Raw genomic sequence first — 12,642 nt, forward strand, 5'->3', positions numbered from 1 at the left:
CAGATCCTCTTAAAGCCCACGGGCCACGGCTTTGTCGATCAGCCAGTCCAACGACGGGCCACGATTGCTGTCCACCGCTACCGGGCGGCCAGCCAGTTCGGCGGGCAATGCGCCTTCCGGTTTGATCTGCACGCGAATGTCCGAAGACAGGTCTTCGCTGTTGAGGCTGGTGCTGCTGACGATCTGGCCTGTGCGCCATTCGTCTTCGCCAGCGATCTGGAAGTTGACCCGGGTACCCGGCTGCACGTCGTCGAACTGGCGATAGCTGAAACGCGCCTCGACGGTCGGATTGACCGTGCGCGGAATCAGCTGGAAGATCACCTGGCCTTTGCTCGCGTACTGGCCGTCATCCACCAGTTGGCGGGCGACCACGCAATCGCAAGGGCTGGTCAGGGTGCCGCTCATTTGCTTGCCAAACAGCTCTTCGACTTTGCTCGGCTCAAGCTGCTGGTCGTCCAGATGGCCTTTGAGCATGTCCAGCATGCTGGTGCTGAACGAGGCCAGCGGTGCGCCTTTGGCTACCTGCCCACCTCCTTCGACCAGGCCTTGTACGGTGCCGTCGCGGGGCATGGTGACGTTGGTGGTCGGCACGCTGACCACGCCGGCCTGGGCATGGCTGACGAAGTACAGGCCATACACCGACTTGGCGATGAAGCCGAACGCCGCCACACCGACCACGAATACACCGAGGCTGAAGGTCACCGCCCGCAGGCGGCCGAGGGCACTCATGCCGCCGTTGGCGTCTTTCTGTTTGCGCGCCTTGGTGAAGTTGTCGCGCTGCAGGGTGCTGAGCACATCGCCCATGGTGATCAGCTCGCCCGACAGGTGCGAGGTGATGATGTGCCGCAGGGTGGCGATATCGCGCGGTTCAAGGTTCTGGAACTGCACGCCGGTACGGCCGCTGGACGGCTCGAAGGAGCGCACCTGGAACTCGATGTCCATGGCCAGGCCAAGCTTGTCGACGGTGAACTGCAAGCGTCCGCGCAGCACATCGCCGGCTTTCAACGGCTGCTTGGCATGGAAGCTCAAGCCCCCGGCAGACAGGTCGTCGACCTTCACTTCCAGGGTTTCGCGGCCGGCCCCCAGGTAACGCAATTTGGCCGGGATGCGCACCCGGGCGTGCTGGCGCTGGGCTTCGGACTCATGCACGACATTGACGTTCACGGCGGTATTCATGGCGATTTGTTCCTGTTTAATCCAATCGGTTTCCGGCTCACACGACCATGAACAGCACAGCGATGAAGATGCTGGCCGCCGAGAAGGTCATGGTCCGGGAGGACCAGGTGTTGAACCATTGTTGAAAGCTGGCGAGATCGCGTTTGAGGGCAGTGGGCTGGCGCGTCCAGGACTGTTTGTCGAGGCGGAAGAACACGTAGATCTTCATGATCGCGCCGACGATCTGGTTGTAATAAAGGATCAGCGGGTAGGCCGGACCGATTTTGTGGCCCGAGCACAGCAGCATGAAGGTCAGGATCAGGCGGGTGATGCCGATCCACAGCAGGTACACCAGGAGGAATGCCGGGCCGAATTTCAGGCTGGCAATCACGGCGACGGTGAGGCCCAGGAGGCTGGTCCACATCGACACGCGCTGATCGAACAGCACCACACTGGTGAACAGGCCCAGACGGCGGATACCCAGGCCCAGGGCCCGCGAGTTCTGCCGTAGGTTGTTGCCGTACCAGCGGTACATCAGTTTGCGGCTGGCCTTGATGAAGCTCTTCTCCGGCGGGTGCTCGACCGTGTTGATCGCCGCGTCCGGCACGTAGAAGGTGTCGTAGCCCAGGCGCATGAGGCTGAACCAGCTGGACTTGTCGTCACCGGTGAGGAACTTGAAGCGGCCCAGGCGCCAGTGCTGCAGCGAGTCGTTCTCGACGTCGGCGATGAATTCGGGGTTGGTCACCACTGCAGCGCGGAACACCGACATGCGCCCGGTCATGGTCAGCACGCGCTTGGACAGGGCCATCGAACACATGTTGATGTGGCGTTGGGCGAAGCGCAGCTTGTGCCACTCGCTCATGATGTAGCCGCCACGCACTTCGCAGAATTCGTTGGTGGTCAGGCCGCCGACATTGGCGAACAACTTGAACCACGGCACGGTCTTGCGCACCACGCCTTCACCGAGCACGGTGTCGCCGTCGATCACCGCGACCACGGCATTGTCGTCTGGCAGGTGGCGGGAGATGGCGCGAAAGCCGTAGGCCAGGCCGTCACGTTTACCGGTCCCGGCGATGCGCACGAAATCCAGGGTGACGCGGTCTGGTGGATTGAATTTTTCCCAGAGGCTTTTCACCAGCAGTTCGTCGGACATTTCCACCAGCGAGCAGACCACCGTGGTCGGGTAGCCGCAGTCGATCGCTTCGCGGATCACCGAGCTGTAGACCTGGGCGGTGGTCAGGGCGTCGATGCGAAAGCTGGTGACCATCAGGTAGACATGCGACGGATCAGCGGCGCTGCCCAGCTTGCGCACTTTGCGCCGCAGCAGCGGGTAGACCACATAGAGAAACAGCATGCCGCGCACAAAGTGCGTGGCACCCATGGAATAGCGCCAGATACCGACGGCGCCGACGAGGAAAATGAAATCCTTCGAGTCGGGGTCGAAAATGGAGTTGGGCAAGGCCAGGGCGATCAACATGAGCAGGCTCACGTAGAACAGCCAACCGGCGACCTGTAGCAGGCCGTGCTTGAGCCTTTGCATGTTCTGCATCCGTATCCAGAGAGGGGAATAGGGTGCTGCACAGGGCCCGCAGGCCCTGCGCAGCCTGCCGGGTTACCAGCAGATACCTTCGGTGCGGGTGGCCGGCGAGCTGGCTTTGTTCATGAACCCGACCAGGTCGATGACCTGCTTGCCTTCCGGCGCTTGCTGGGCGAGGGCGCGGAACTTCTCGTCGCGGTTACCCAGCACGATCACGTCGGCGTGGTGGATGACCTGGTCGAAGTCGGCGTTGAGCAAGGAGGAGACGTGGGGGATCTTCGACTCGATGTAGTCCTTGTTCGCGCCGTGAACACGGGCGTACTCGACGTTGCTGTCGTAGATGTTCAGCTCATAGCCCTTGCCGATCAGACGCTCGGCCAGTTCCACCAGCGGGCTTTCACGCAGGTCGTCGGTGCCGGCCTTGAAGCTCAGACCGAGCAGGGCGACCTTGCGCTTGTCGTGGCTTTCGATGATGTCGAAGGCGTTCTGCACCTGCGATTCGTTGCTGGTCATCAGCGAGTTGAGCAGCGGCGCCCGCACGTCCAGGCTGCTGGCCCGGTAGGTCAGGGCACGCACGTCCTTGGGCAGGCACGAACCGCCGAAGGCAAAGCCCGGGCGCATATAGTACTGCGAGAGGTTCAGGGCTTTGTCCTGGCAGACCACGTCCATCACTTCGCGGCCATCGACCCCGACCGCTTTGGCGATGTTGCCGATCTCGTTGGCGAAGGTCACTTTCGCCGCGTGCCAGACGTTGCAGGTGTACTTGATCATCTCGGCGACTTCGATGTCCTTGCGGATCACCGGTGCGTCGAGTTCCTCGTACAGTGACTGCAGGACATCGCCGCTGGCCTTGTCCAGTTCGCCGATGACGGTCATCGGAGGCTGGTCGTAATCCTTGATCGCGGTGCTTTCACGCAGGAACTCCGGGTTGACCGCCACGCCGAAATCGACGCCGGCTTTCTTCCCCGAGCAGTCTTCGAGAATTGGGATCACCACGTTCTTCACCGTGCCTGGCAGCACGGTACTGCGTACCACGATGGTGTGGCGGCTGGCTTTTTCGCGCAGCACAAAACCGATTTCGCGGCACACCGACTCGATGTACTCCAGGCCCAGATCGCCGTTCTTCTTGCTCGGCGTACCGACGCAGATCATCGACAGGTCGCTGTCGCGGATCGCCGCGGCAAAGTCGGTGGTGCCACGCAGGCGGCCGGTGTCGATACCCTGTTGCAAGAGTGCTTCAAGCCCGGGTTCGACGATGGGCGATTTGCCCTGGTTGATCAGGTCGATCTTGGTCCTGGAAACATCCACGCCAATCACTTCATGACCCCGTGCGGACAGGCAGCCTGCACAGACTGCACCTACATAACCCAAACCAAAGATGCTGATACGCATCGCTATCACCTCATGTGTTTATCATGCCGGCTCAACTTGCAGAGCCAGACCGGATTGATTAACCAGCAATGTCGGGGCGAACGGAGTTGTGGCAAAAAGATGTCACTTCACCGTGCGCAGGCATATAAATATGGAGTGCAAATTAATCTGCACTCAAAGTTGGCAGCCAATGGCCAATAGTTATGGACGTGCCCTGAAATGCAGCCGTCTTTATTGCAGTTCTGTTTTAAGAGACTGCAGTGCTTGCTCTTTCAAATGGATAAAGTCCTTTGAAATCAACCACTAGGACGATTTTATCGGGCGCGGATCTCCTGGGTTCGCTGTAGGTCATCTCTTACACAACTCTCGAGAATCGTTACCGGTGGTATGAGCGATGGGCGAGGGGATAAGTTCCGGGAGAGGTTCTGCGAAGGTGAAAGATTTTTAAATAATTATTGAAGTGCCAGTACTTTCACTTTGATAGCACTCGGCAGTTTCGTCCCTGTATATAAAGGGCGAACTCGAGGAGGGATGTTTTATTGCCAGTATCGGAAATTATTTTTTGAAATTTTGCAAAAAATTACCGATGGCCTTAATGGCGTTTTGCAATGTTGGCGTCATTGCGGGGCAAGTCCGCTCCCACTGCAATTAAATTGCCACTGTGGGAGCGGGCTTGCCCCGCGATGCTGTTTACTCGTCTGGATGATCGCGCAGAAACACCAGATTGTCCGGCTTCGACTGCTCGGCACTGTAGTAGTAACCCTGCACATCGAACTGCTTGAGCTGCTCGGGATCGTTGATGCGTTCCTGGATCACAAAGCGGCTCATCATCCCGCGGGCTTTCTTGGCATAGAAGCTGATGATCTTGTACTGGCCGTTCTTGAAGTCGCGAAACTCGGTGTTGATGATCCGCGCCTTGAGAGCATTGCGTTTGACCGCGCTGAAGTACTCGTTGCTGGCCAGGTTGAGCAGCAGGTCGTCCCCTTGCTCGGCCAGGGACTGGTTCAGCCATTCGCTGATGCGCGTGCCCCAGAAGGCATACAGGTCCTTGCCGCGGGCGTTGGCCAGCTTGGTGCCCATTTCCAGGCGGTAAGGCTGCATCAGGTCGAGCGGGCGCAACAGCCCGTACAGCCCCGAAAGCATGCGCAGGTGTTCCTGGGCGTAGCTGAAGTCGTCTTCGCTCAGGCTTTGCGCATCCAGCCCGGTGTATACGTCACCCTTGAACGCCAGCAGTGCCTGCTTGGCGTTCTCCGGCGTGAAGGCCGGGGTCCAGCTACCGAAGCGCGCGGCATTGAGGCCGGCAAGCTTGTCGGAGAGGTGCATCAGCTCGCTGATCTGCGCCGGCGACAGCTCGCGCAGCTGCACGATCAGTTCCTGGGAGTCGTCCAGGTATTGCGGCTGGGTGTAGCGCTGGGTTACCGGCGGGGTGTCGTAATCGAGGGTCTTGGCGGGGGAAATCACCGTCAGCATCGGTCGGGCTCCTGAAATCGTGGCGCCGATTCTACGGGGCGGGGGCACTGATCTCCAGCTATGACGCTGATAGCCACAGACCATCCCGACGCTTGACGCTATAGTGCGCGCGAGGAAACCGGAGAGTTCGATCGTGCGCATTGCTTTTCTACTACTGAGCGGGCTGTTGAGTGTCGCGGTGCACGCTGCGCCTGTACCGCCGACTACTTTCGAGCGCGCTCACTGGCCAGAGCAGCTCGACAGCCCGGCGCTGTTCGATGTCGCCTCGCGGGCCGAGATTCTTGGCTTTTCCCAGGCCCTTGCGGCCAGCGAAGCGCTCGACGAACCGGCGTTGGCCGCACGCCTGGGCCTCAAGCAGATCAATCTGTTGTCGATCAACCAGGTGCGCGCGCGCCTGTGGCAGCAGTTGTGGCGCAACTACGACCTGGCCCAGCAAAGCTGCGAACAGGATGCCTCGTTCTGTTATGCCATCGACGGACAGGCCGAGCTGCGCCAGCAAGCGGCGAAGTTCGCAGTGGCCAGCGATTCCTTCTATGCCGGCTGGGCTGAGCCGAGCCGCGAGTTCCATCAGCGCTACCTGGACGAGTTGTTGCGCAAAGCCGCGCTGTTCCCGCACAACGCCAGCGAAATCGAGCGTTATTCGGACCTTGAGCGCAACGGCGATGAACTCAATGACCGGTTGTTCCTGCTGACCTTCGACTCAGGCCCCGGCGCAGTCGGCGGTGGCACCGATAGCCTGACCGACTACCTGCGCCGGCAGAAACTCGGCGCGACCTTCTTTGTGCTCGGCAACAGCCTGCAGACGCGCCGTGACAAGACTTCGCTGACGGATCTGCGCACCCTCTACCAGGGCCAGTGCGTGGGGATTCAAGGCTGGCAGTACCGCTCCCATGGGCAATGGCAGGACTGGCAACAATCGGTGCTGCGCAGTCAGGCCAGGGTCCAGGCCGACCTGCCCGATCAGTATGTAGCGCTGTTCAGGCCGCCTTACGGTCAACGCCGGGCTGACAGCCATGACTTCTTCGCCAGCCAGGGGTTACAGGTGCTGTTGTGGAACATCGATGCCCAGGACCAGAGCGCCTTGAGTGGCGAGCAGTCGGCGCAACGGGTGCTGACCCTGATGCTGCTCTGGCGCCGCGGCGTGATCCAGTTTCACGACGTCCAGCCCAAGGCGCAGGAGGCCGTGGCCTGGCTGCTCAAGCAGACGGCGCGAAGTGGTATTGGTTGGGAAGATTGCCGGCATTTTGCCGGAAAAAGCTGAAATCAGGGCGCGAACAGTACGGCCAGCAATAAAATGTGACACGCAATTCACTGGGCCTGATTTATGACTGTAGCGGTGCTTTGACCGCGCGCCAAGGGCTAAGTGTCATCGCGAAAAATAAACTTCAAAAATACGTAAAAATGCTTTTTCCGGTCATGGGTTTTGCGGTATCAAGAAGACAGACCGCCGAACCCTGCATCACAGGTGGCGTCATTGGGCACCATTTTCTGTGAGGGCAGCTTCCCACCCGTAACGACGCGGACCAGGGAAGCACCGGCGGCCACTTCACGGCGCAGCACCGTCAAGGTATTGCGTTGTATGGCTTCCACAAAGGTGACCGAGTATGGATGATCAAGGACGCACCACTTCCTCCAACCAGCCAATCCTTTATGTGCTCGATACCAATGTACTGATCCACGATCCAAACGCATTGCTCAATTTCGAGGAGCACCACGTCGCCATACCGATGACGGTGCTGGAGGAGCTCGACAAACTCAAGACCGGAAAGCACACCATTGCCGCCGAATGTCGCCAGGCCATCCGCCTGATCGACCAGACCCTGGGCGATGCCACGCCAGCTGATGTTGAACAGGGCGTGCCGATCCAGCGTGGCAAGAGCGGGCCCAAGGGCTTCCTGTCCATCCTGATGAGCCCGCGCAACGAGCCTAATCGCCTGCTGCCGGAAACCCTCAACGACAACATCATCATCAACCAGTTGCTTGAGCTGCGTAGCCGGCGCAAGGACATGGATGTGGTGCTGGTGACCAAAGACATCAACATGCGCCTCAAGGCCCGCGCCTGTGGGATCGCGGCCGAGGACTACAGCACCGACCAGCTGGTTGACGACGTGTCCCTGTTGTCCAAGGGCTATCACAGTGTCACCGGCTCGTTCTGGGACCGGGTCAGCAAGGTCGAGACCCGCCAGGAGCGTGGCCGTACCTGGCACCGGGTGCAAATGATCGACAACCTGCCGGCGGTGCACATCAACGAGTTCATCATCGATGAGCAGGGCTTCGTTGGCTGGATCAAAGGCATCAAGGACGATGAGCTGCTGTTGCTCGACCTGCACCAGGAACCGCTGCTGCACCAGGAAGCCTGGGGCCTGAAGCCGCGCGACATCCATCAGAGCCTGGCGTTGTTCGCGCTGCTCGATCCGGACATTCACCTGGTCAACCTGACCGGCGCTGCCGGTTCCGGCAAGACCATCCTGGCCCTGGCTGCCGCCATCGAGCAGACCATGGTCAGCAAGCGTTACCGGCGCATCATCGCCACCCGCAGCGTGCAGGGGCTGGATCAGGAGATCGGCTTTCTGCCGGGTACCGAAGCCGAGAAAATGGAGCCCTGGCTCGGGGCAATCACCGACAACCTCGAAGCGCTGCACATGGATGATGAAAACACCCATGGCAGTGTCGACTACATCCTTGAACGGGTGCCCCTGCAGTTCAAATCGCTGAACTACATTCGCGGGCGCAGCTTCCAGCAGAGCCTGATCCTGATCGACGAATGCCAGAACCTTACGCCGCACCAGATGAAAACCATCATCACCCGTGCCGGTACCGGTTCCAAGGTGATCTGCCTGGGTAACCTGGCGCAGATCGACACCCCTTACCTGTCCGCTACCAGCTCGGGCCTGACCTACCTGACCGAGCGTTTCAAGGACTTCCCCAACGGCGTGCACATCACCCTGCAGGGCGTGCCGCGCTCGATTCTGGCCGAATACGCCGAATCGCACCTGTAACCTCGCAACCGCCGGGCGGCCTTGCCGCCCGGTTTTTTTCGCTGCGATATCCACACCCCAGGGTTTACACTCTTGACTCCTGAACAGGAGGAAGGCTGTGCTGACTCATCTCGATTCCCAAGGTCGGGCCACTATGGTCGACGTGACCGATAAAGCCGTGACCTCGCGTGAGGCTGTGGCCGAAGCGCGGGTGCGCATGCTCCCGCAAACCCTGCAAATGATTGTCGATGGCGAGCACCCCAAGGGTGATGTCTTCGCCGTGGCGCGCATTGCCGGTATCCAGGCGGCGAAGAAGACCAGCGACCTGATCCCGTTGTGTCACCCGCTGATGCTGACCAGCGTCAAGGTCGAACTCAGCGCCGAAGGCAACGACACGGTCTATATCGTCGCGCGCTGCAAACTGGCCGGGCAGACCGGCGTGGAAATGGAAGCCCTGACTGCCGCCAGCGTCGCCGCACTGACCATCTACGACATGTGCAAAGCGGTTGACCGCGGCATGATCATCGACGGTGTGCGGGTGCTGGAGAAGCTTGGCGGCAAAAGCGGCCATTACCAGGCGGATGACGTGAAATGAGCATCAAGGTGATGTATTTCGCCCGTTACCGCGAAGCGCTGGGCGTCGATAGCGAGAAACTCGAAGGTGCGTTTGCAACCCTGGACGACGTGCGCCAGGCGTTGGTGGCCAAGGGTGGTAAGCATGAAGTGCTGAGCGAACAGAACCTGATGTGCGCGCGTAACGAAGAGCTGTGCAAGCTCGACGAGCCGGTTACAGACGGCGACGAAGTAGCGTTTTTCCCGCCCGTGACCGGAGGCTGAGATGAGCATTCGTGTCCAAACCGAAGCCTTTGATCCGGGCGTCGAAGTCAACGCCATGCATGCCGCCAATGTCGGTGTTGGCGCGGTGGTCGGCTTTGTGGGCTACGTGCGCGACTTCAATGACGGCCAGGAGGTGGCGGGCATGTTCCTGGAACACTACCCGGGCATGACCGAAAAGGCCCTGGCCAAGATCGTGGTTGAGGCCGAGCAGCGCTGGCCGCTGCTCAAGGTCGAGGTGCTGCACCGCATTGGCGCGCTCGATCCGGGTGAGCCGATTGTCTTTGTTGGCGTGGCCAGTGCTCATCGCCAGGCCGCCTTCGATGCCTGCAACTTCATCATGGACTACCTCAAGACCCGTGCACCGTTCTGGAAGAAAGAACAGACCGGTGACGGCCCGCGTTGGGTCGAGGGCAAGCAGAGTGACGAAGACGCGGCGGGGCGTTGGTAGTTGATCTTTTCGCGGGGCAAGCCCGCTCCCACAAGGATGGTGAATATCCTGTGGGAGCGGGCTTGCCCCGCGATGCTTTTGCCTGTTGAGTTTTCATACAATAAAGTCCAGTATGGAATTATAAGTACAAAATAATTCCAGGCCGTCGCGTGCCTGCCCCCTTTCCCTCTGTCTTGCAACACACTTCCAATAACGAGCGAGAGAGACCCCGCATGAAGAACTTCACCCTGATCAGTGGTCTGGCCCTGAGCCTGATGGCCAGCAGCCTGTTCGCCGCCGAAGACACCCTGCGCATCGGCATCGAAGCCGCTTACCCACCCTTTGCCTCGAAAAACGACAAAGGCGAGATCGTCGGCTTCGACTACGACATCGGCAATGCCTTGTGCGCGCAGATGCAGGTCAAATGCGTGTGGAACGAGGTGGAGTTCGACGGCCTGATTCCTTCGCTGAAAGTGAAGAAGATCGACGCCGCGCTGTCTTCGATGACCATCACCGACGAGCGCAAGAAGTCGGTCGACTTTACCCACAAGTACTACTTCACCTCATCGCGCCTGGTGATGAAGAAGGGCGCCACGGTCGATGACCAGTACGCCAGCCTCAAAGGCAAGACCGTGGGTGTACAGCGTGCTACCACCACCGATCGCTACGCTACCGAAGTGCTGGAGCCCAAGGGCATCGTCATCAAGCGCTACAGCAACAACGAAGAAATCTACATGGACCTGGCGTCCGGGCGTGTCGATGCGATTTTCGCCGATACCATCCCCCTGGATGACTTCCTGTCGATGCCGCGCGGGGCTGACTATGCCTTCGTCGGTCCTGAGCTGAAAGACCCGAAATACGTCGGTGAAGGCGCCGGGATCGCGGTACGCAAGGGCAATGAGGCGCTGGTAAGCAAGCTCAACAAAGCCATCGACGACATCCGCGCCAATGGCGAATACCAAAAGATCCAGTCGAAGTACTTCAAGTCGGACATCTACGGCGATTGATCGCCGCGCTCAAGGCCTGAAGCCTTTCAGGCCTTGAGTTCCTTCAGGTGCTTGTACACCGTCGCCCGTCCCATCCCCAGCACATTGGCCACGTAGTTGGCAGCACTCTTGCCCTTGAATGCGCCTTCGGCGTGCAGGGCCAGGACCAGCTCGCGCTTATGTTCGCGGGTCAGCAGGTTCAGGCTCAACTGGCGCTGGCGCAGCCAGCTGTTGAGGAAGGTATTGATGCGCTCCTGCCAGTCGTCGCGAAACAGCGCATCGGGCTGCGGAATCAGCTTGCTCGGCGACAGGAACAGGTCCAGCGCCGCCCTGGCGCTTTCGAACAGGGAAATGTTCAGGTTGATGCACAGCACCGCCAGCGGCGTGCCGTCTTCATTGCGCAGTACAGTGCTCAGCGAGCGGATCTTCTGCCCGTCCCAGTTGAGCTTCTCGTAGGGACCGATGTTGGTTTCTTCTGTGCCGGTTTCGAGCATGTCTTCGAGCGCGGCATCATCACCAATTTCGCGTTTCGACAGGTTGTTGGCGATGTAGTCGATCTTCTGGCTGCGCAGGTCGTGCAGCACCACCTCGGCGTGGGGGAAGAACAGGGTGGCAATGGCATCGGCGATGGCCCGGTAGTTGTCCAGGACAGGGTCGGGGCGAGGTGTCGACATTCAGGCAGGCTCCAGGCGGTGTCAGCGCCCTTGGCACAAGGGCGCTGCGAGTGTGCCGCAATCGCGGCGGCGCGTCATCCCTGCAGGCGGCGCGGGGACAGCATCGCGGCGTTCAGGCCAAAGCCCTTGAGCGCCTCGGGCAGGTCTTCGCCGCGCACCAGGGCGGCACTGGCCTGGCCCATGGCGGGCGAGGTCTGGATGCCATAACCACCTTGTGCCGCTACCCAGAACAGGCCGGGCACCTGCGGGTCGAAACCGGCGACCAGATCACCGTCGGCAACGAAGCTGCGCAGGCCGGCCCAGGTGCGGGTAGGGCGGCGAATGCTCAGGGTGGTGGCTTCTTCGATCTGGTAGATGCCCATGGCGATGTCCAGCTCTTCGGCCTGCACGTCATGCGCTTGGACCGGGTCGGCATTGGCCGGCGAGCCGAGCAGCATGCCGGCGTCGGGCTTCATGTAGAACGATTCGTCGAGGCTGACCAGCATCGGCCAGGCGTGGCTGTCGACGCCTTCGGGGGCGGCGAAGATGAACGCGGCGCGGCGTTTTGGCTGCAGGCCCAGTGGCTGCGCGCCGGCCAGTACGCCGATCTGATCGGCCCAGGCGCCAGCGGCGTTGATCAGCACCGGCGCGCTGAAGCTGCCACGGCTGGTTTGCACCTGCCAGAAACCCTTGGCATCGCGGCTCAGTTGCTGGACCTCGCAATCGCTGTGCACTTCACCCTGTTGGCGGCGGATGCCGCGCAGATAGCCCTGGTGCAGGGCATCGGTGTCGATATCGCTGGCGCTCGGGTCGTAGAGGGCGCCATGGACTTTGTCGCGGCGCAGCACCGGCAGGCGGGCGCAAGCCTGGTCGGCGCTGAGCAGTTCGACTTCCGGCACGCAGGCCTTGGCACTTTGATACTGGCGCTGCAGTTCTTCTGGGTCGCCGTTGAGGTCGACGGTCATTTCCCCGCGCGGGCTGAGCAGCGGGTGCTCGGCAAAGCCTGCCGGCGGATGATCGAAAAACTCGCGACTGGCCAGGGTCAGGGCACGCACCTGCGGCGTTCCATAAGCAGCGGTATACAGCGCAGCCGAGCGCCCGGTGGAGTGATAGCCCGGCTGCGACTCGCGTTCGAGCAGCAGCACCTTGCCGTGAGCGGCCAGCCAGAAGCCGGTGGAGGCGCCGGCAATACCGGCGCCAATGATGATGAAGTCAGCCTGTTGCATGG

General features: G+C 60.7%; 12 protein-coding genes. 6 read left to right on the forward strand and 6 right to left on the reverse strand.

Going from position 1 to position 12,642, the window contains the following annotated elements; all coding sequences use genetic code 11:
• Positions 1-9 precede the first annotated feature (9 nt).
• The 4 genes from NPS47_RS16205 to yaaA form a co-directional block, all read right to left on the reverse strand.
• Entirely contained in the window at positions 10-1,176 is a 1,167-nt protein-coding gene (locus tag NPS47_RS16205; protein ID WP_274295858.1) for an alginate biosynthesis protein Alg44, read from the reverse strand.
• Between the two features lie 37 nt (positions 1,177-1,213).
• Positions 1,214-2,704, reverse strand: coding sequence for a mannuronan synthase (alg8, locus tag NPS47_RS16210; RefSeq protein WP_274295859.1), 1,491 nt, complete (start codon positions 2,702-2,704; stop codon positions 1,214-1,216).
• Positions 2,705-2,767: 63 nt separating this feature from the next.
• Positions 2,768-4,084 (reverse strand): GDP-mannose 6-dehydrogenase, encoded by a 1,317-nt coding sequence (algD, locus tag NPS47_RS16215; protein WP_274295860.1) that lies wholly within the window; start codon positions 4,082-4,084, stop codon positions 2,768-2,770.
• 669 nt (positions 4,085-4,753) lie between these two features.
• Positions 4,754-5,533: a peroxide stress protein YaaA gene (gene yaaA, locus NPS47_RS16220; protein ID WP_274295861.1), complete on the reverse strand. Its 780-nt coding sequence runs from the start codon at positions 5,531-5,533 to the stop codon at positions 4,754-4,756.
• A 133-nt stretch (positions 5,534-5,666) separates the two neighbouring features.
• Between yaaA and NPS47_RS16225 the strand changes: the two genes are divergently transcribed.
• The 6 genes from NPS47_RS16225 to NPS47_RS16250 all read left to right on the forward strand — a co-directional run bounded on the left by NPS47_RS16225 (position 5,667) and on the right by NPS47_RS16250 (position 10,782).
• Positions 5,667-6,794, forward strand: coding sequence for a polysaccharide deacetylase family protein (locus tag NPS47_RS16225; RefSeq protein WP_274295862.1), 1,128 nt, complete (start codon positions 5,667-5,669; stop codon positions 6,792-6,794).
• Positions 6,795-7,137: 343 nt separating this feature from the next.
• A complete protein-coding gene (locus tag NPS47_RS16230; protein WP_274295863.1) occupies positions 7,138-8,532 on the forward strand; it encodes a PhoH family protein in 1,395 nt (464 codons plus the stop codon).
• Between the two features lie 97 nt (positions 8,533-8,629).
• Complete coding sequence (gene moaC / locus NPS47_RS16235; RefSeq protein ID WP_038607116.1) at positions 8,630-9,106, forward strand: cyclic pyranopterin monophosphate synthase MoaC; 477 nt, start codon at positions 8,630-8,632, stop codon at positions 9,104-9,106.
• Entirely contained in the window at positions 9,103-9,348 is a 246-nt protein-coding gene (moaD, locus tag NPS47_RS16240) for a molybdopterin converting factor subunit 1 (RefSeq protein WP_274295864.1), read from the forward strand. The genes moaC and moaD overlap by 4 nt, the downstream gene beginning before the upstream one ends.
• Position 9,349: 1 nt before the next feature.
• A complete protein-coding gene (gene moaE / locus NPS47_RS16245; RefSeq protein WP_274295865.1) occupies positions 9,350-9,796 on the forward strand; it encodes a molybdopterin synthase catalytic subunit MoaE in 447 nt (148 codons plus the stop codon).
• Positions 9,797-10,008: 212 nt separating this feature from the next.
• Positions 10,009-10,782 (forward strand): ABC transporter substrate-binding protein, encoded by a 774-nt coding sequence (locus tag NPS47_RS16250; protein WP_274295866.1) that lies wholly within the window; start codon positions 10,009-10,011, stop codon positions 10,780-10,782.
• A gap of 26 nt (positions 10,783-10,808) precedes the next feature.
• Here NPS47_RS16250 and NPS47_RS16255 read toward each other — a convergent pair whose 3' ends face one another.
• Positions 10,809-11,435, reverse strand: coding sequence for a helix-turn-helix transcriptional regulator (locus NPS47_RS16255; protein WP_274295867.1), 627 nt, complete (start codon positions 11,433-11,435; stop codon positions 10,809-10,811).
• Between the two features lie 74 nt (positions 11,436-11,509).
• Positions 11,510-12,640, reverse strand: a complete 1,131-nt coding sequence (locus tag NPS47_RS16260) for an NAD(P)/FAD-dependent oxidoreductase (RefSeq protein WP_274295868.1) — start codon at positions 12,638-12,640, stop codon at positions 11,510-11,512.
• Positions 12,641-12,642: the final 2 nt, after the last annotated feature.

The organism is Pseudomonas putida (assembly GCF_028682475.1).
Classification (GTDB): Bacteria; Pseudomonadota; Gammaproteobacteria; order Pseudomonadales; family Pseudomonadaceae; genus Aquipseudomonas; species Aquipseudomonas putida_AG.